Here is an 18,851-nt window from a genome sequence, read left to right as displayed (position 1 = left end):
ATTTTACAAGACATTAGCCCGTTTGTCAGTTTTTGTAAAAAGAGCTTCTATTTTTACCTGTATAGTAAACTCTATTGACTATTTTTTGCTTACCTACTAGTATGGCAGGAATTTATACGTCGCTTTAATGACTCGATTACTACGAACTTTTTTTCTGTTTAGTTTTTTGCTGGCTGGCTGGCCTTTGTTGGCAACTGCCCAGCAAAAAGTCTATACCATTCGTGGTCGGGTAACCGATAAAGCCACTGGGGAAGGTATTCCGTTCGCTAGTATAGCCCTGAAAGGTAAAACGTCGGGTACAACATCTGATGTTGATGGACGCTACTCGCTCCAGATCAGGCAATTGTCCGATTCGTTAGTGGTACTTAGTTTAGGCTATCGAACAGGTTCATACCCAATTCAGTCCCAGGCAACACAAACAATTGATGCACAGTTAATAGCTGCAGCCACGAAACTCCAGGAAGTTAAGGTGTATGCAAAAGGGGGCGATCCAGCCTATCGGGTCATGCGTGAAGTTGTTCGTAAGCGAGATCAGTATAACCCCGCACAACTCGTAGCCTATCAATACGATAGCTATACGAAGATTGAAGCGTACATCAACAATTTCGCCCAGAAACGTAAAAACAATAAAGGTCCTGGTCCAATCGGGCGGTTATTGGGCAAACTTCCGGCAATTATTGATGAGAATGGAAAGCCCGCGGTGCCCGTATTTATTTCAGAAACGTTCTCTAATTTTTACGCTCGCACCAGTCCCGAGAAAACCAAAGAAGCCGTTCTGAAATCGCACGTGACCGGGGTAGGGGTTTCGGATGGTGGGCTGATTGCCCAATTAACGGGCGCATCATTTCAGCAGTACAATTTTTACCGAAATTCTCTTTACATTCTTCAGAAAGACATTCCGTCGCCCCTGGGTAGCCAGTGGGAAACGGTCTATACCTTCCGGTTAAAAGATACCGTTGCCCTCAATAATGCCATTTGTTTTGCCATTGAATTTACCCCGAAACGGGCTTCTGATTTAGCATTCATCGGAACGGTTCTAATTGATACGCTTCATAGAGCGCTGGCTCATATTGATGCTCGGGTTGATAAACGCGCCAATATCAATTTCGTGGATGAACTGCACATTGAGCAGGATTGGGAAACAACGGCATCAGGTCTTCGGTTTCCGATCCAGACACAGGTGACAATTGATACCGACGAGCCCGCTCCACGCGCACCCGGTGCTTTAATTCGGTTTTTTACCTTCTCTAGTAATATCATCGAGAACAGACCGAAAGAACTCAATTTCTACGACCCAGCCATTGAACTGGCCGATGATTATAAGGAAACGGACACGGCTTTCTGGCAGAGTGTACGCCCCAATTCACTCTCTCCGGATGAATTACGGGCCATGCATGTTGTGGATTCGGTACGCAATGTGCCATTTATAAAAGTAGCTGGCGAAATTATTAAGCTGGGCGTAATTGGGTATAAGCCATTGGGTAAATGGAACGTTGATCTGGGGCCAATTTTAGATTCCTATGCCAGCAATACGGTAGAGGGTCACCGGTTTAGACTCGGTTTACGAACCAATACAGGCTTTAGCAAAAAATGGCTCCTGAGCGGCTACGTAGCCTATGGCACGACGGATGAACAGCTAAAATACAGTGCCAATATCGAATACATTCTGAGTCGAAAACCCTGGACGGTCATTGGCGTGAAGCGCAGTTACGATTTGGAGCGGGTTGGCGTATCGACCGATAATATTGGCAATAATTCCCTGTTTGCGGCTTACTCTCGCTTCGGCACCATCCGGCGCCCCTATTTCCAGGAGGAAAATCTGGTTTACTTCCGGCGCGAAATGGGCCGGGGTTTTACGCAGACGCTGGCCCTCAGAAACCGTAGTTTTGAACCGCTGTTCCCATTTGCTTTCCAGCCTCAGGTGCACGATGACGATCAAACCATCCGGAGCACCTATCAAACAACGGAGTTGATTTCGGAAACCCGTTTTGCTCCAGATGAAGTAATCCTCCAGAATGACAATGTAAGGGTGAGTACCGGAGCAATTCGCAAGCCTATTTTTACCCTGCGTTACACGCTCGGGTTACGAAATGTGCTCGATGGTGATTTTACGTATCACCGGATTGCCTTAGGTATGAAGCATTCCTTTCGGATGGGTGTTTTGGGAAGAACCTATTATACACTTGGTGTTGGTATTATCCCCTCTACGGTCCCCTATCCACTGTTGTATATGCCTTTGGGTAACGAGTCGTCGTTCTATGTAGGAAATGCTTTTAACTTAATGAACTACTTCGAGTTCGTTTCCGACCGCTGGGCTACGGTACAGTTTGAACATAATTTCAATGGCTTGTTAGTCAATCGGTTGCCTTTGTTGCGTCGGCTTAAATGGCGAGAGTTGATCACCGCGAAGGTATTAGTCGGTAGTGTTTCTGCGTCTAATTTAGCCATGATTCCCGCAACCAATGCAGCAGGACAGGCAGTGGAGGGTTTCAGCTCGCTTACCCAAACGCCTTACATCGAAGTGGGTTACGGTATCGACAATATCTTTAAGGTGCTCCGCGTAGATGCCATTCATCGGCTAACCTACCGCGATACTATCGGCCGTACCGGTGTGCCCGTTACCCCCTTTGCCATCAAATTCTCTGGCTGGCTGGCGTTTTAGTAAGATTACGAAACATTTTATTCCAACAAAGCTTCTTCCTTCAGGTACTTACGCCCTTTACCGGTTGAGCCGCACTACGGATGAAGAAAGTTATAGGGCTGGTCTTTTTTAGCCTATTGATAACCAGAGGATTTAGCCAGGAGAACCGGCTCGTTGATCACAATACGGTTGGTTGGTACACCTATACTGGTGATCATAAACTGGCAAACCGATGGGAACTGCATACTGAATACCAATGGCGTCGGGTTGAGCTTATTCGGGCGTGGCAGCAGTCGTTGGCGAGACTGGGATTGAATTACAAACTCACGGATCGCGTAAAGGTGTCGGGTGGCTATACGCTGTTTGTCACGTATCCCTATGGCAATTACCCATCTGCCGATGCGGGCGTACCTGTTCCTGAACACCGTATCTACGAAGATATTCAACTTGACGATCAGCTTGGTCGATTAAAATTGGAACATCGACTGCGCCTGGAGCAGCGTTGGCTTGGGCAACCTTCCGACACAAATCCGCGTAAACTAGCTAGCTGGGAGTATCAGAACCGGATTCGCTATCAGGTATCGGCAACGTTCCCACTCACTGGGCCAACGATTGACGACGGCGAGTTTTACCTCAATGCCTTCGATGAACTGTTCATTAGTTTTGGCCGGAACGTAGAGCGAAACGTTTTTAACCAGAACCGAATTTCGGGAGGACTGGGATACCAGATACGGGATAATTTCAAACTGGAGCTTAACTACTTCAGCCGTATTTTACAGCACGCTGAGCCAGATCCACTAACCCAAAAGTCCATTTTTGATTTCGATAGCGGAATCCGGCTGAACGTTAACTATGATCTGGACTTTAGCGGCAAATAATACATAGCTGCCCTACTTTCCAAGCCTTCATCTAGGTAAAAGCTGAACAACGACTCGTCGGCTTATTGTTTTCACGGCTTCCGGGGTATCCACCGATGCTTTTGTGTCAGGCCCTTCCCAGGAAGCTGTAATCTGATCAGCCAATACACCATGCTGCTTAAGATAATTTTCAACCGTTCTCGCCCGGTGTTTCGATAACGATATATTCAACTCTCGCTTACCTATATTATCGGTATAAGCCGTTACAGTTGCCATTAACGTTGGTTGTCTAACCAATAACCGGGCTATCGAATCCAGGGCCATTTTAACGCCAGGCCGTAGTTCGTGGCTACTTTGATCAAAGTACAGAATGGTAATACTCAACGAAAGCTCAGCTGAAATTGGGTTGGGTAGGGCAGTACTAGCCGCGCCCAAGGGCTGCTTCTGTGCCAACAGATCCATAGGCGTATACATGAGTAAGATCAACATACAGCCCAGCAACTTTACATAGGATTGAACATACTGCTTCATTGCCTTAAAGTTAGGCCTTAGGTGAATCAGATGAAATAGAAAAAGGAGCCTAATCAGCTCCTTTTGAATCAGGTACAGAAAAATGGGTTAGCCTACACCGACGCCTTTTCCAGAACCTCGTCCACCGTTAAGGCTTCGAGTGAAGGAGCAACCAGATCGGCCAGCGTAAGCACATCCGGTGAACCCAGGCCCACCACAAACATACCGCCCCGTTTGCCCGCTTCTACACCCGCAACAGCATCTTCAAACACAACGCATTCCGCTGGATTAACGCCAAGTTCGTCTGCCCCTTTGGTAAATACTTCCGGGTCTGGCTTGCCTTTACTTATTTTCGTTCCGTCGATGATAGCATCAAAGGCGTCACTCATGCCGATTCGCTCCAGAATCATGGGTGCATTTTTGCTCACTGAGCCAAGTGCGGTTTTCAGACCCGCCTTGCGAACCTGCGAGAAGAACGTAGCCACTCCCGGCAGAATATCATCGGACGTCATTCGGCTGACGAGTTCGAGGTACCATTGGTTTTTCTGAGTTGCCAGTTCGGCCTTTTTCTCGTCCGATAAGGTCAGGCCGCCGTGTGCCAATATCAGATCCAGCGAATCTGTACGGCTGACGCCTTTAAGTCCTTCATTAAATTCTTCCGAAATGTCGAAGCCTAATTCGTTGGCAAGTCGTTTCCAGGCTTGATAATGATAAATCGCGGTATCGACAATGACCCCATCGAGGTCGAACAGAAACGCTTTTATTGACATGATGTTTCAGGTTGACGAACGACAAAAGTAGTCGATTCAACCGCTGGTTGGTGGTATCGGAAAAAACTAAGGCCAAAAATTGCAAAATCAACGCCCTATTCTTTTACCCCCATGAACTCTAGTCCATCCGCTTTGCCAGCTTCGTGACTAACCATCAAAACCCACCGTTTCTGGGTGCCGCTGAGGGTACGCAGTTCCTCAAAGGCATACTGGCCAATGGACACGCCATCCAGCGTTAGCTCGTACTTCGTGGCGCTGCTTTTTATCGCTATAATCCCCGTTCGCTGATAGGAGCCCAAACCAAAGCGGTCATACTCAAAACGATAGGTACTAGCTCCTGTTGATTGAACAGTTAATCGTTGGGTAGTCGGGAGCGAACAGCGCAGAGGATCGGCTTCCAATCGAAAGCGGCCTGGTAGCGTACCGTCATCGGGTGTAACCGTCTCTTTTTGACAAGCGGAGAGGACTACGAATAGAGCAAGAAGTAAGGAGAATTTAGTCATAAATCAAGGCGTTTTTGGCAAGACCCTGAAACGGACACAAGCGTTGTATTACACAAGCACTGGTCTTACGTCATGGTTGCCAAGCTGAAGGAACTGAACGCCCACACAAATTAGCCAGAGCAACCAGAGTGAGCTTCCTACTAAACCCGCCAGGTCCCAAACCGGAAAACCGGGAATAACTGTTGCAACCAAATCCCCTTGTGCCAGTATATAAATTGCTGATGTCCCATAGCCAAACCAACTTACCCATTTTGGAAATAGGCTTAGCTGATTAAATGCCGACGCGATTAGTACTGTCCAGGCTATTGTCAGCAACTGACCCAGATGTTCGCCCAAAACCACGCCACCATATTGGTGAATTGTCTGGAATGCAACGATACTGGCCGCCCGAATGGCAGGATCTGTTGAGTGAATATAGTTATTGGCTAGTACCGGAACTACGAATGTCCACCGTAATAGACCTATAATCTGTACCAATCCTGAAGCAACGCCCAACAGCGTAGCCCATCGAACAAAATACAATTTGTTTTCCAGTCGCTGGCCAATAAGCACATAGGCTTCCAACAGCGGCAACCCCATAACCGCAAACGCCCACCACACAGCAATGAGCGTTGGACCGCCCGCCTGAAAACGTGTTAATAGTGAGCCGGTATCCTGACGAAGAATTAGGGGATAATCGAAAATAATGGTCAGAATAGTATACGGAATGAAGACGAGAACGGCACCAAGAATTAATAGCTTGCCGATGCGTCGGTCAGTGGTAAAAACGGTTGTTTCCATGAGTAAACTCGCGATTATAAATGAATGAATTACCCGACTAATGAAATGAGTGGCTGATGTCAGTGCAGTCAAGTTCATATCGCCTTTTGAGTTGTGATTGACGATACAAAGTTGGGGGGCGTATGGGCGAGCCTACTGGACAAATGTCTAAATCGTTAGTGAGAACGTAAAACCCAAACAAGGTGAGGCTAAACTAGGAGAGGGGAAGCTGGTAAAACGTGATAGCGCTTATGGACAAGCGCCAATCACTGCCATGAGGCAACAGCCTTTGGTGATTAGAATGATAATCGACTTAGGCGGGTAAATAAACCGTAAAGGTTGTCCCTTTGCCGGGTTCACTATCAACCCGAATCGTTCCATCGTGTTGCTCAATCACTTTTTTGACAACGGCCAGACCAATTCCTGTTCCACCAAAGTGTTTGCGACTGTGCAGTCGCTGAAATACCTGAAAAATCTGGTCGGCATATTTTTGGTCGAAGCCAATACCATTATCCGCAATAGTAATGGCCCAATAGGTCTGATTCGCTGAACGTCGGCCCGGTTGCAACTCCTGGTTAATCGTGTCAGTAAGGTTTTTGATCGAAAGTCTCCGGGCCGCTACTTGTATTAATGGGGGGTGGGGATTTCCTGCCGAATCGGTTTGGTGGAACTTCAGGGCATTGGATAGTAGATTCTGGAATAACTGCCGCAACTGAGCCCGGTCGCCGATCAGGTCGGGTAGTGGGTTACCCATGCCAATGTCAATGCGGGCGTTTGTCTGTTGAATAGGATGCCACAGGTCTTCAATAATATCCTCAATCAGCTTAGTTAGCGAAAAGGACCTGAATGCATCACGTTGCGATGATATCTTGGAATAGTCAAGCAAATCTCTGATCAGCACCGACATTCGCTCGGCCGCCGATTGCATACGCCCCAGCATTTCGTTGCCTTCTGTGCCAAGAATGGGCGCATAGCGTTCACTCAGCATATCGCCAAATGCAATGATTTTACGAAGGGGTTCCTGTAAGTCATGGCTGGCAATGTAGGCAAAGGATTGCAGGTTTTCGTTGGAGCGCTTTAACTCGGCATTGGTAGCTTCGATCTGTTGCCGATACCGTCGGTTCTCTGAAATGTCGATATTCGAGATAACAACGCCATCGCCTGATTTAGCTGTCAGCCGGAGCAGCCACTGGTTTCCAATGTTGAATTCACTTAAGTCTGACTCACCTGTTTCCACAACGCGCACATATTTGGGGAAATCATCTCGCTGCTGATCATCCGAGGCTACCTCAAAAAAAGTTTTTGTCAGGATCGGTTCTGCTAATTCGCCCCACATGCGGAGCGCCTGTTGATTGGCGAGAACCGTTTTAAAATCAATGATCGTTCCAGTAGGATCGCGTATCGCTTCGTGTTGAGAAATTGCCGTTTGTGTGTGATCAAGCACCGTTTGTAGCAGTTCAGCCTGCCGCTTCACGTCTAGTTCGGCTTGCTTACTAGCCGTAATATTCATGAAGGTTACAACCACATGCTCCGGTGCTGAGCGAATGGCCGATATATCAAACCAGGCTGCTAATCCATCAACCTCTTTGTAATACAGGGTAATTTGCTCGGCCACTCCTGTTTCCAGGACACGTTTATAAAGGTCGAACAGGCCAGATTCAATATTTCCGGGGAATATGTCCAGCATGCGCTTCCCAATAAGTTTATTGGGCGACACAAACAAGCTCCGTTCCACCGCCTGATTAGCCGTTTGCATCAGAAAGTCAACAACTGTTCCGTCAGCATCTCGAATGGCTACCATCGAAACAATGCTGTTCAGCGACGCATCATACGCTGCAAGTGCCAGACGGATGGCTTCTGGTGATTGAATCGGTTCTTCATTAAACGGGCTGGATGCGCTCGACTGATTCATACAATACGTGTAAGGTACTGGAGTGCTGACCCAGTCCAAGGTTTAAACGTTGGACTGGATATAAGCCGCACCCTTCATCCGTTTATTTTCCTAATTCCAGCACAAGGGCTGTTTTGGCAGGTAACGTCAGTAGTTTCAAATCGGTAAGCGTTTGGTTCGTCAGAATGTTTCGAGCAGACGTAAATCCGTTCAGCCGTTCCGCAAAGCGGGCCGTGTCGAGGGAAATTTCCTTTTCATTGGTGTTGGTCGCTACCATAACGGTTTTGGTGCCATCGTATCGGAAATAGACGTAGGTGCCCTCCTGAGGAAGAAACTGCATGAGTTTACCCGTGTGCATCACCGGATTGTCGCGCCGGTAGGTCGCTAACGCACGAACAAACCGAAACGCTTCATTTTCGCGGTCCGTGCGACCAGCGGTCTCGAATTTATTGTCCTTGTCGCCCGGAAAGCCACCGGGAAAGTCGCGACGTACTTCGGCATCGGATGGGTCCTTGAAATTTTTCATCAGAATCTCGGTGCCGTAATACATCGATGGGATTCCGCGTGTTGTCAGCAGCCAGGTCAGACCAATTTTATAGTTGTCGAAATTGTCACCAATCACGGACAGGTACCGATCTGTGTCGTGGTTATCCAGGAAGGTTACTAGTTTTGATGGGTCCTGATAAACGGCATCCTGTGCCAGCGCCTGATAAAAACGATTCACGCCATCATCCCAGCTAAATTTTTGCTTCAGGGCATCAGTCATAGCGGCATAGACTACAAAATCCAGCCCACCGGGCTGATTTGACTTAAATGGAAAGTCGATTTTGTTTCGGGTATAATACGCCTGATCAACCACGTTATTCACCCAGGATTCGCCGAAAATATGGATCTTCGGATATTCTGTCAGGAGGGCCTGATTACAGCGGTTCATAAATGGCTGGTCGTTATACATATAGGTATCAATTCGCCAGGCATCGACGCCAAAGTTCTCGACCGACCAAATAGCATGTTGAATCAGGAAGTTAGCCACAAAGGGATTGCTCTGGTTGAGGTCAGGTAGAAACGGTACGAACCAGCCATCGAGCGTTACTTTACGGTCACTCTGGGCACCGTGGGGATCGGTAACAGGCTGATACTTATACGATGTATTTGTGTAGGTTGGCCACTGGTGGAGCCAGTCTTTGCTGGGCATATCTTTAATAAACCAGTGATTAATGCCGCAGTGGTTATACACAGCATCTTGTACTACCTTCATCCCTGCGGCATGCGCCTGTTTTACAAAGGCTTTATAGGCGTCATTACCCCCAAATCGGCGGTCTATGGCGTAGTGATCGGTGAAGCCATAACCGTGATAAGCCGAGCGCATCACTCCTCCTTCATTCGTGAGGGGTTGGTTATTTTCGAGTACGGGTGTAAACCAGATGGCCGTGACACCCAGGTCTTTCAGGTAGTTGATACGTTGAGACGCCCCGGCCAGATCACCCCCGTGCCGGTAAAAGGGATTGGCACGGTCGGCATTGGGGTCTGCCATATCCGCAAATTTATCGTTACTCTGATCTCCATTGGCAAAGCGATCGGGCATCGCCAGATAAATAAAATCGGCTGAGGTAACGCCCTGTCCTTTGGGACTGGTATCACGGGCTTTCAGCTCAAACGGTTGGGTTAAGGTCTGATTGCCCCGCTTACCGATCAGTTTAAGCGTACCTGGTTTTGCAGTGGGAGCGATGACGAGGTCCAGAAAGGCATAGTTTGGGTTCTCGACCGTATGCACTTTGACCAGTTTTACACCCGGATAGTTGAGCGAGTAGGCTAGTGTTCCGGCATTTGGACCGTACATCAATAGCTGTAGATTTGGGTTTTTCAGGCCAACCCACCAGTTGGTAGGGTTAACGCGTTGAATGAGGGCATTTTGCGCCAGAGCTGGACTGAAAATCCATAGCAAGGCAATTAAGTACAGTAACGTTCGTCGTTTCATAGGTAGTCAGTAATAGAACTAAGAATAATGCAACAAGAACGTAAAAATAACCCAAGATTTTGGTTGAAAAAGGCCATAGTTTTGCGTCTGTAAACCTGACTTGTTTCCAGAACCTGAATTAAGCCGACCTATGTACACCGCGTCTGTTGTCCCGGTGATGGACAAACTGATTATCTACCAGATTTTTACGCGCCTGTTTGGCAATCAGAACACCACAAATCTGACCAATGGAAGCCGTGATGAGAATGGGGTCGGGAAATTTAACGACATCAATGACGCGGCTCTGAAATCAATTCGGCAGTTTGGAGCATCGCACATTTGGTATACCGGTATTATTGAACATGCTACCCAAACGGATTACTCGGCCAACGGCATTCGTCCCGATGATCCGGCGGTGGTGAAAGGTCGCGCTGGTTCTCCCTACGCCGTCAAAGATTATTACGATGTAAACCCCGACCTGGCCGTTAGTGTACCCGATCGGATGGCCGAATTCGATGCGCTGGTGCAGCGTACGCACGCGAATGGTCTGAAGGTGATCATCGATTTTGTACCCAACCATGTTGCCCGTCAGTACCAGTCCGACGCGAAACCTCCTGGTGTTGTGGATCTGGGGCAGAATGACGATACAACAGTTGGGTTTTCGTCGGGGAACAATTTCTATTATTTGCCGGGACAAACCTTTGTTGGTCCGCAGGACCACTTATATAGCCAGGAGCCTAAGCTGCATGAGTTTCCGGCTAAGGTTACCGGTAGCGGGTCTATTACAGCCACCCCCGATATAAATGACTGGTACGAAACGATAAAGCTTAATTACGGCTTTAATGTGTTTGATGGAAGCTGCCAGTTCGATCCAATTCCGGCAACCTGGCATCAGATGCTCGATATTCTGTTGTTCTGGTCTGATAAAGGCATTGACGGCTTCCGATGCGACATGGCCCATTTAATTCCGGTAGAGTTCTGGCAATGGGCGATCCGCCAGGTTAAGCAGCGCTACCCGCGCCTGATTTTTATTGCTGAAATCTATGATCCAGGCTTGTATCGATCCTTTATTTTCGGGGGTGGGTTCGATTACCTGTACGATAAAGTTGGGTTATACGATTCCGTTCGGCGGTTGATGGAAGGCCATGGCTCCTGCTATGATCTTACGCGTGTGTGGCAACAGGAGTCTGGCGACTTTGCTCAGCATATGCTCCGGTTTTTGGAAACCCATGACGAACAGCGGATCGCTTCCCGTTTTTTTACGAACGATCCGTGGGCAGCTATTCCGGGCATGACGCTGCTGGCAACCATGCATACAGGCCCTATGTTGCTGTATTTCGGGCAGGAAATAGGGGTGCGGGCTGAAGGCGTTGAAGGATTCAGCGGTGATGATGGGCGAACAACCATATTCGATTACTGGGGCCTGACCGACTGGCAAGGCTATGTGAATGAGGGGCGTTATGATGGCGGTGGACTTACCGATGATCAACGACGGTTGCGGTTGTTTTACCAGCAATTGAATTACCTGGTCAGTGGCTCCGATGCGATTCAGAATGGGTATTTCTACGATTTGCAATACGCCAATGATAATGGCCAAAGCGCGGGCTACGATGCCCACCAGATTTATAGCTACCTGCGTTATACCGAACGCCAGAAACTACTGATCATCTGTAATTTCTCGAATTCTACAACCTACGAAACAACCGTTAGTATTCCGAACCCTGCTTTTGGCGCGATGGGGCTGGACCCCACCGGTACCTACCAGTTCAGTGATATTTTTATAAGTGATACCCAGATTGAAACCGTCGGCCTGGCAGGCGTATCCGTTTATCTGCCGCCCCGAGCCGTACGAGTGCTGGAAATTAAATCGTAGATTTATGGTACTTTTTGGCCTTAGTTTCGTCAATACGCTATAGCCGGAAACCAATACCCACCTATGCTGAGACTGTTTACTGGATTATCCCTATTGCTGATATCCCTGGCTGGGCAGGCCCAGGAGCTTGTTTTGTCGACCAGCTTACACTCATTGACCATTGTTGGTGGTAAAACCTCTACTGAAACGACTATCAATATCGGAAAGCAGTTCATAGGCAGGCCCTATGTCCCGCATACGCTCGATGTAAATCCGACTGAACAGTTGGTAGTCAATGTGCTTGAGCTTGATTGCACAACCTATTTAGAAACGGTTCTGGCGCTTTCGTTAGCCTGGCAGGATGTGGCCGACAAACAGAATCAGGTGCTTTTTGAGCAAACGTTCAAAAAGTATCTAACCAAACTGCGCTACCGGGACGGTCGTATTGATGGCTATGCCAGTCGGCTACACTACTTCTCGGACTGGCTTCGTGATAATGAACGAAAAGGGCTTGTAACGGACGTCACCCGAGAGTTTGCGGGGAGTTTGTCGGTGGCCAAGGCTGTTTCGTATATGACTACGGCAACCTATAAGTATCCGCATCTGAATGACCCTGCTGTATTCAAGCAAATGGCCCAAACCGAAGCATCACTGAGTCAGAAACCCTTTTCCTTCATTCCAAAGAAGAATATCCGGCAGGCTGAGGACCAACTTCGCGAAGGTGATATTGTGATGCTGACAGCCGCTCGACCCGGTCTGGATATGAAGCATGTGGGCCTGGCTGTTCGTCAACCCAATGGGCGAATGCATATCCTACATGCATCTTCCGATCAGGGGGCAGTCGTGATTACACCTTACCCCATCAGCGATTATGTGCAGTGGCACAAGCGACTTTCTGGCATTCGTGTAGCCCGCTTGAGATCATCTACCAATACCACCCCACTAGCTGTTGGTGCACAGTAAGCGATTAAAAGAATCTGCTCGACTAGTTTATAAACCTACCCAAAGGGTCAGCCGCAATGATACGGCTGACCCTTTGGGTAGGGTCGTTGTCTAAATTCGCTAACCGCAGTACACATAAACTGAATGTCAATCCAGGGGGTATCCTACAGACTGGTAATGATTCTGGCGTAAATGTTATTCACGATATTACTGTCGTATGTTTGAGATGCATCCTCATTTACATTAACGGTGATGTTTGAGTTGCTGCCTGCATTTGCCGTGGTGCGCGTAATGGTAAATCCCAGAATAGACAGACCGATAGCGCTAATGAATTCACCACTGCTAATCTTTAGCGAGACTTGCTGATCTGTCGCACTGGTCACTGACCATTTCGTATTATCTACGGCAACAAGGCTACCTCCGGAAATAGTTATACTGGGGAGGGAGTTTAGCTTGTCAAGCTTCTAAAAGCGATTGCATGTATCCACTAGAGCCTGATTGCCCCCCTTTTCTTTATATAAGATGCATCGTCATTGTATACAACTATAACCGGTTGCTTAAGCCCCACAAACATGTCTTAGCACACAGAGGCTTCAATCATTGGCTGTGGATCGCCAATTTGTAGTTGAAGTAGGTAAATACACATGAAATGTAGCACCCTGGCCGGGTTTACTACTGGCGGTAATAGCTCCGCCATGATTGACAACTACTTTTTCGCAGATGGCGAGTCCAATGCCTGTGCCATCAAATTCGTTTCGGCCATGGAGTCGCTGGAAAACTTGAAAGATGCGGTCTACATACTTGTCATCAAACCCAATCCCGTTGTCTGATACATCCACGCGGTGATACGCTACGGCCAGTTCGGTGGGTTGAACGGACGGAGGAAGTGCTGTGGCGGCTATGACTTGTGAACGGATCTGAATCAGGGGCGTAGCCGGTGTCCCGGATAAATCTGTCCGGCGAAACTTCAGTGCATTGCTCAATAAGTTTTGGAATAACTGTTCCAGCTGTGTCCGATCTCCCAGAATAGTAGGTAATGATTGTACATCCACCACGGCTCCGGTTTCCTGAATGACTAATTCCAGATCTGTCAGGGTTGCGATGATAACCTGGTTAAGCGATACGGGTGCCAGCGTATCCTGCTTTGTTGTGAGTCGGGAAAATAGCAGCAAGTCACGGATAAGGGTAGACATTCGGCTGGCGGCTACCTGCATCCGTTCCAGGTAAGTGCTTCCGTCGCCTAACTGAGCAGTATATTGACTTTGGAGTAAATTGCCGAAGGACTGAATTTTACGCAGAGGTTCCTGTAAGTCGTGGCTGGCAATGTAGGCAAACTGCTGAAGATGCTCGTTAGAACGACTTAATACAGCGTTGTTTTCTTCTAGCTTTTTTTGATACGCCCGTAAGGTGGTAATATCGGTGGTAACCAACAAGACGCCGTTTTGAAAGGGCGTAATCTCATACTCATACGATATACCCCGATCAGGATAATCTACCTGACGACGGATTGGTTGCCGGGTTTTAACGACATCGACCAGAATAGTAAACGGTTCTGGTTTTCTGCTGGCTGGCAAAATTGGCAGAAACTCCCGAATCGTATGGCTTATAAGGTCTTCGTGGGTTAAATTTTTACTCAGTAATACCGGGAGCATGTGCAGGGTAGCTGGATTAGCCAGCGCAATCAGAAAGTCATTAATATTTCCCTGCTGATCCTCAATAGCCTCTAGTACAAGAATGCTATTTGGCGAACTAGTAAGAACACCCGTTAACAGATCGGCCTGCCGCTGTTGAGATAATTGAGCCTGTTTTCGATCGGTGATATTTAACGTAGTAAGTACGAATCCAGCGCCATGGCGGACAGCCGTACAGTCAAGCCAAACGGTAGATTGATTGATGTAATAAGCGGTTTCGAAGTGGTCGGATTCGCCGGTTTCTACCACGGTTACGTAACGTTGAAAAAGCCCGTTTCCCTTAAGGTAAGGATACAAATCCAGTAACCGCCTGCCGGTTGTAGACTGGAAGGGCCGGAGTGAACTATACGTAGCCAACTCATTGCCTGTGCTGCTGAGGAAGTCGATAATCTGGCCGGATTCATCACGAATGGATTCGTAATAACGAATAGCGGCTGGCGAACTGATGAGTATACTTTCGAGCAGCGAAGCTGTTTTCTGCCCCAGACTGACGTCCTGAAATGAAACTAGCAAGCCATCAGCGAACTTTACGACGCTGATATCCAGCCAGGTATCGTGATTTGGTAAATATTGAATCTGATGATGCGGATTACCTGTCGTAACAACGTTTGCATACTGGTGATAGAGTTCGTAAGCCTGCATGTCTTGATAGCGCTTACTAATCGGGCGAGTCAGTATATCCGCCCGGTTCTGACGGGTAATGGTGGCTCCAATCTGATTGCAATACGTAGCCTGAAAATCAGCAATGGCCCCTGTATCATCCCGCACAGCCTGAAAAATAATCAGACCTGTAGGTAAGGTTTCCAGTATCTGCTCCTGAAAATGAATGTCGTCAGGCGAATAGTTGGTTACCTCAATTGAAAGCACCAATACCTGCGGATCGATACGTATTAATTGGCAATTATAAATAGGAAATAAACCCGTTGGCGTTACTGGATTCGTCAACTGGAAATTGGCAGTTGCGTCGGGTGCAGTTACTATTGCCTGTAGTTGCTGTGATAGATAGGGTGAATTAAACGGCGCTGGGAGTTGCTCCAGGTAGGCACCCGTAAGGGAAGCAGTAGACCCCTCCACTAATTGCTGAACAACTTCATTCGCCTGTTTAATCAAAAAAGTTGGAGCAGGCGTCTGAACGTATTCCAGTACCAGAATGCCATTTTTAGACAAACTGAGCAGGGCTGAGACTAGAGCAGAATCTTGAAAATGAAACGAATTCAAAACGTTCATGTAATAGGTTGACAGCCCACCTTAAAATGAATGATATCATTTATACTAGACCAGTGTCAACGTAAACAAATAAGAAGGCTAGAAGGGTATCTATTAACTGATAAATTTATCAGTTAATAGATTTAAGTCGGAAACTGCTAAAAGTTCAAAGCCAACTATAGCCCTGATGATTCTGGTAGACAGCATGAACTCAGCCGAAAGACCAGGCATCCTACCCATGTATACTAAAACCTTCTTAGTTGAGCTATGTTGTTAGCTCGCAGGGCGGGAAACAATAATATAATCCTGAAATAAGGGCGTACCCGTCTTCCCCTGGATCCGAATGGTATTGTTGCCTGCGTTCAGTGAAATAACGGCATTGTAGGTGCGTTTGCCACCATCAGTTCCTTCAAACGAAAAATCGACCGGCGTACCTCCGTTGATGATAATGCTGGCTACGCCTGATGACTGTGTGTTTGTCTGATAGCGTATGGCCAGATTATAATTAGATGCTGTAGTTGGAGCCCCTGTGATGTTGTAAAGTAAATATTCGCTGTTTGTGCGGTAAGGGCCGCGTAAAATATTGTCTCCTGATGCTCCAGGCGAGATTCCTGTTCCGTTGGCATCTTCTGCCTGTATTTTTTGCGAAAAAGCAACACTGTTTACTGCACCCGGCTTAAGCAAAGGAGGGAGCGTTCCTGCTGGTATAATAGCCCCATTATCTACGGTTAGCGTAAAACTTCCTGCATTGACTGCTGCCTCAAAAGCTGCCTGCCCCGCACTGTTCAGGGGATAAACCTCTGTGTTTCGAACGGTTGTTGCCTGGTAAAGCGGCTGTCCATCGCTGGTGCGATAAATTTTTATAAGCTGTGTACCTAGTGCCATACTGGATATGATTTTGTACCCTGAAAGAGGTTATGAACTCTAAATTGTTTTTGACTACCGTTTGATGAATTTTCGATTGACATAGAAGCTGTTTAAACTTTTCAAATTAACCGCAAAGAACGCTAAGGCAAAGCGCAAAGACCGCAACGAAATTCAGTCAGCAAACTCAGCGCTCTCTGCGGTTAAACTAAAGCGCATTGGAGATATAAAAAATAAAGTTTAAACAGGTTCATATTGACTGTTACTTGTAAAGTCAACTTGGTTAGTGGGTATTCCAGAAAAATGCCCTTTCAGAAGAAAAACTGGACTGTATTAAATAAGGCCAGTTTGCTGCCTTGTAGGTTTACTTCAATCTGGACATTAGGTACTGGGTTAAGAATAATGGTTTCATAGCTGTTTTTGCCTCGGCTAGGATCAAATGCCCAAACATCCACCGCATTGTCTTTTATTCGGAACATAGCATCAGGGCGACCACGTCGGGAAGTAGGATCAGTTGCATAGGGTCCGTCAAATGCCGATGCATGTTCCAGAATAGTGGTGCCGTCGGTTTGGGGCTCTACCCAAATTCCTGATTGTTTGAATTGGTATCGACAATATTGCCAGGACGTCCCCTCCGTTCTGCCACACTGAGAGTAATAATAGGCTGCTTCAAAACCAGCATCATGCCAGCGACAGGGTTCCGTTGGATAGCCTGCTGACGTTATTGGAGCTGGAACGCCAGCCCCATTTGGTTGCCATTGCCATGAAGACGGGCTCGTGTCCGGATCTCGGGCCTTCACTTCATTGGGATTGGTTCCAAACTGATCGTACTGGCTTCGCTCATCAAAAACGATATAGCCAATGGTACGGCAAAAGGCAATACCAAAGATATTACCTACCTGCCAGTCATAATCAACCTGCGGGTGCTTGTCAGTCTTAAGCGTGCCCAGATTGCCTACGTTACGCGTGAAGTAGTAGCCATTGTGTAAGCTGCCATTTTCGGTACCCAGTCCTTCAACTTTCCCCCAGTCTAAATACGCTAATTGGGCGGGGGCAATTCCAGCAGGCGTGTCATTTATACCTTTGGCCATTACTTCGGCGGCAAAGGCTTTGTTGTAATATCGGCTGGCATAATCGGGCTGATCGGAATAGTGCTTTATAATAGCACCTACGCCCATTGCCTCAAGCCCAGCCAGTGGAAAAAAATAACTACAGGTCTGACGTGCCGCATCAACAGAACTGATCTTGGTTTTAAATACCGGATCATTCGGCATTTTATTGCCTCCACCCTCTACCTGATAATTCCAGGGGTCGCCGTTGTAGTTGCCATTCCCTCCATAGGTTCCAAAATCCCGAAAGGGCAAACCCAACGGATTTCCCAGGGGGTCGGCATATTTTTTCAGACGTGCTGCGTACCACTGAAAATACTGAGGAGAAAAGTCAGGTACCCCATAAAGGCCCTCCTGAAACTCATTGGCTTCAAACAAGGCGCATGGAATTACATTGCTGGCCTTGATAATGTCATTATTTGTCAAATTTTGGCCTCCATATCCATCACCTGTATTGGCAGGGGGAGCGCCAGGTACGGCAAGATCCCGACTATGCGACCAGTTAATGCGCTGATTAGCTGGGGAGTCATTATCCATTACGGCCAGGACGCCCCCTCGCCTAAGTGTAACGACGCTTTCAGAGGTTATATCTGTTCTTTTTTTGACAATGGTAAAAATCCGGTTATCCGGTAATGACATCGTTGGGGCATCTTTCATGCCCCTTGCTACCCAAATATCGGTGGGTGCAAGCCAGGGTGGGCGAGTTACTCTATAAGGAAGGGCTGGCTGATACGTAGGCAAAGGGTCTGTACCCAGCATAAGCTGTACAAACGCTTTCCTATTCCAGTGATAAGGCCCATTCGGCGTTTGCGCAATTGCCAGTATAATAGATATGCTATCCCCAGGATTAAAATCATAAGTAGTCGGCAAACTGGTTAGGGCTGGCATTCCACCAATGAAGTAATAGGCTGATTCGCCACCTCCAATGTTTAGCTGTACAGTATTCACAATACGGGCTTTGCCATTATTCCACTCTACAGCTGGGGTAAATAATTGAGGATTCGCTACAACCATCTGTACACTTACATTTGGGTTAGGCGTAAAATCAGCATTTGAAGCTGTTGCGTAGGTCTCGGGTGGAACTGCTGGATTGAGCGTAAAATCAGCATTCGAGGCTGTTGCGTAGGTGTCGTATGGCATAAGACATAAAGTGGTTTACTAAATAAGTACGTCTATAGCGGTGGATTCATGGATTAACTATGCTTTTTGTGTTAAATGGTGAATAGACGGTGGTATGTTTTTGCGCAAGGCAACCAATTTGAAATTATATGCACAAAAAGCCTGCCTAAGTTGATTTTT

General features: G+C 47.4%; 14 protein-coding genes. 4 read left to right on the top strand and 10 right to left on the bottom strand.

Annotated elements, in window-relative coordinates:
• Positions 1-127 precede the first annotated feature (127 nt).
• Both EXU85_RS19960 and EXU85_RS19955 read left to right on the top strand, forming a co-directional pair.
• Positions 128-2,662: a DUF5686 and carboxypeptidase-like regulatory domain-containing protein gene (locus EXU85_RS19960; protein ID WP_142773773.1), complete on the top strand. Its 2,535-nt coding sequence runs from the start codon at positions 128-130 to the stop codon at positions 2,660-2,662.
• Between the two features lie 80 nt (positions 2,663-2,742).
• Positions 2,743-3,519: a DUF2490 domain-containing protein gene (locus tag EXU85_RS19955; RefSeq protein WP_142773772.1), complete on the top strand. Its 777-nt coding sequence runs from the start codon at positions 2,743-2,745 to the stop codon at positions 3,517-3,519.
• 27 nt (positions 3,520-3,546) lie between these two features.
• Here EXU85_RS19955 and EXU85_RS19950 read toward each other — a convergent pair whose 3' ends face one another.
• The 6 genes from EXU85_RS19950 to EXU85_RS19925 form a co-directional block, all read right to left on the bottom strand.
• On the bottom strand, positions 3,547-4,029 hold the full coding sequence (locus EXU85_RS19950) for an OmpA family protein (protein WP_142773771.1): 483 nt from the start codon (positions 4,027-4,029) through the stop codon (positions 3,547-3,549).
• Between the two features lie 92 nt (positions 4,030-4,121).
• Entirely contained in the window at positions 4,122-4,778 is a 657-nt protein-coding gene (gene pgmB, locus EXU85_RS19945; RefSeq protein WP_142773770.1) for a beta-phosphoglucomutase, read from the bottom strand.
• Positions 4,779-4,873: 95 nt separating this feature from the next.
• Complete coding sequence (locus EXU85_RS19940; RefSeq protein ID WP_142773769.1) at positions 4,874-5,281, bottom strand: hypothetical protein; 408 nt, start codon at positions 5,279-5,281, stop codon at positions 4,874-4,876.
• 48 nt (positions 5,282-5,329) lie between these two features.
• Positions 5,330-6,061 (bottom strand): DUF4386 domain-containing protein, encoded by a 732-nt coding sequence (locus tag EXU85_RS19935; RefSeq protein ID WP_142773768.1) that lies wholly within the window; start codon positions 6,059-6,061, stop codon positions 5,330-5,332.
• Positions 6,062-6,353: 292 nt separating this feature from the next.
• Positions 6,354-7,952, bottom strand: coding sequence for an ATP-binding protein (locus EXU85_RS19930; protein ID WP_142773767.1), 1,599 nt, complete (start codon positions 7,950-7,952; stop codon positions 6,354-6,356).
• A gap of 82 nt (positions 7,953-8,034) precedes the next feature.
• The gene (locus EXU85_RS19925; RefSeq protein WP_142773766.1) at positions 8,035-9,909 is read right to left on the bottom strand and encodes a glycoside hydrolase family 13 protein; all 1,875 of its coding nucleotides are present in this window, start codon (positions 9,907-9,909) and stop codon (positions 8,035-8,037) included.
• Between the two features lie 130 nt (positions 9,910-10,039).
• On the opposite strand from EXU85_RS19925, the gene EXU85_RS19920 reads away from it, so the two are divergent.
• Positions 10,040-11,761, top strand: a complete 1,722-nt coding sequence (locus EXU85_RS19920; protein ID WP_142773765.1) for an alpha-amylase family glycosyl hydrolase — start codon at positions 10,040-10,042, stop codon at positions 11,759-11,761.
• Positions 11,762-11,824: 63 nt separating this feature from the next.
• Complete coding sequence (locus tag EXU85_RS19915; RefSeq protein WP_142773764.1) at positions 11,825-12,703, top strand: N-acetylmuramoyl-L-alanine amidase-like domain-containing protein; 879 nt, start codon at positions 11,825-11,827, stop codon at positions 12,701-12,703.
• Positions 12,704-12,846: 143 nt separating this feature from the next.
• Here the strand turns inward: EXU85_RS19915 and EXU85_RS19910 are convergent, their stop codons facing one another.
• The 4 genes from EXU85_RS19910 to EXU85_RS19895 form a co-directional block, all read right to left on the bottom strand.
• Positions 12,847-13,065 carry a hypothetical protein gene (locus EXU85_RS19910; RefSeq protein ID WP_142773763.1) on the bottom strand — a complete coding sequence of 73 codons (219 nt, stop codon included), beginning with the start codon at positions 13,063-13,065 and terminating at the stop codon, positions 12,847-12,849.
• Between the two features lie 210 nt (positions 13,066-13,275).
• Complete coding sequence (locus EXU85_RS19905; RefSeq protein ID WP_142773762.1) at positions 13,276-15,600, bottom strand: ATP-binding protein; 2,325 nt, start codon at positions 15,598-15,600, stop codon at positions 13,276-13,278.
• A gap of 252 nt (positions 15,601-15,852) precedes the next feature.
• Positions 15,853-16,464 carry a CBM35 domain-containing protein gene (locus EXU85_RS19900; RefSeq protein ID WP_142773761.1) on the bottom strand — a complete coding sequence of 204 codons (612 nt, stop codon included), beginning with the start codon at positions 16,462-16,464 and terminating at the stop codon, positions 15,853-15,855.
• A 290-nt stretch (positions 16,465-16,754) separates the two neighbouring features.
• Positions 16,755-18,692 carry a hypothetical protein gene (locus EXU85_RS19895; protein WP_142773760.1) on the bottom strand — a complete coding sequence of 646 codons (1,938 nt, stop codon included), beginning with the start codon at positions 18,690-18,692 and terminating at the stop codon, positions 16,755-16,757.
• Between the last annotated feature and the right edge of the window lie 159 nt (positions 18,693-18,851).

This window comes from Spirosoma sp. KCTC 42546 (assembly GCF_006965485.1).
In the GTDB taxonomy this organism is placed as follows: domain Bacteria; phylum Bacteroidota; class Bacteroidia; order Cytophagales; family Spirosomataceae; genus Spirosoma.
The sequence above is the reverse complement of the archived record's forward strand: the minus strand, read 5'-3'. Positions and strand labels throughout refer to the sequence as shown.

Coding starts and splice junctions, on each gene's coding strand:
- EXU85_RS19950 (WP_142773771.1), bottom strand. CDS start 4,029: ATGAAGCAGTATGTTCAATCCTATGTAAAGTTGCTGGGCTGTATGTTG.
- EXU85_RS19930 (WP_142773767.1), bottom strand. CDS start 7,952: ATGAATCAGTCGAGCGCATCCAGCCCGTTTAATGAAGAACCGATTCAA.
- EXU85_RS19900 (WP_142773761.1), bottom strand. CDS start 16,464: ATGGCACTAGGTACACAGCTTATAAAAATTTATCGCACCAGCGATGGA.
- EXU85_RS19935 (WP_142773768.1), bottom strand. CDS start 6,061: ATGGAAACAACCGTTTTTACCACTGACCGACGCATCGGCAAGCTATTA.
- EXU85_RS19955 (WP_142773772.1), top strand. CDS start 2,743: ATGAAGAAAGTTATAGGGCTGGTCTTTTTTAGCCTATTGATAACCAGA.
- EXU85_RS19895 (WP_142773760.1), bottom strand. CDS start 18,692: ATGCCATACGACACCTACGCAACAGCCTCGAATGCTGATTTTACGCTC.
- EXU85_RS19915 (WP_142773764.1), top strand. CDS start 11,825: ATGCTGAGACTGTTTACTGGATTATCCCTATTGCTGATATCCCTGGCT.
- EXU85_RS19925 (WP_142773766.1), bottom strand. CDS start 9,909: ATGAAACGACGAACGTTACTGTACTTAATTGCCTTGCTATGGATTTTC.
- EXU85_RS19920 (WP_142773765.1), top strand. CDS start 10,040: ATGTACACCGCGTCTGTTGTCCCGGTGATGGACAAACTGATTATCTAC.
- EXU85_RS19940 (WP_142773769.1), bottom strand. CDS start 5,281: ATGACTAAATTCTCCTTACTTCTTGCTCTATTCGTAGTCCTCTCCGCT.
- pgmB (WP_142773770.1), bottom strand. CDS start 4,778: ATGTCAATAAAAGCGTTTCTGTTCGACCTCGATGGGGTCATTGTCGAT.
- EXU85_RS19960 (WP_142773773.1), top strand. CDS start 128: ATGACTCGATTACTACGAACTTTTTTTCTGTTTAGTTTTTTGCTGGCT.
- EXU85_RS19905 (WP_142773762.1), bottom strand. CDS start 15,600: ATGAACGTTTTGAATTCGTTTCATTTTCAAGATTCTGCTCTAGTCTCA.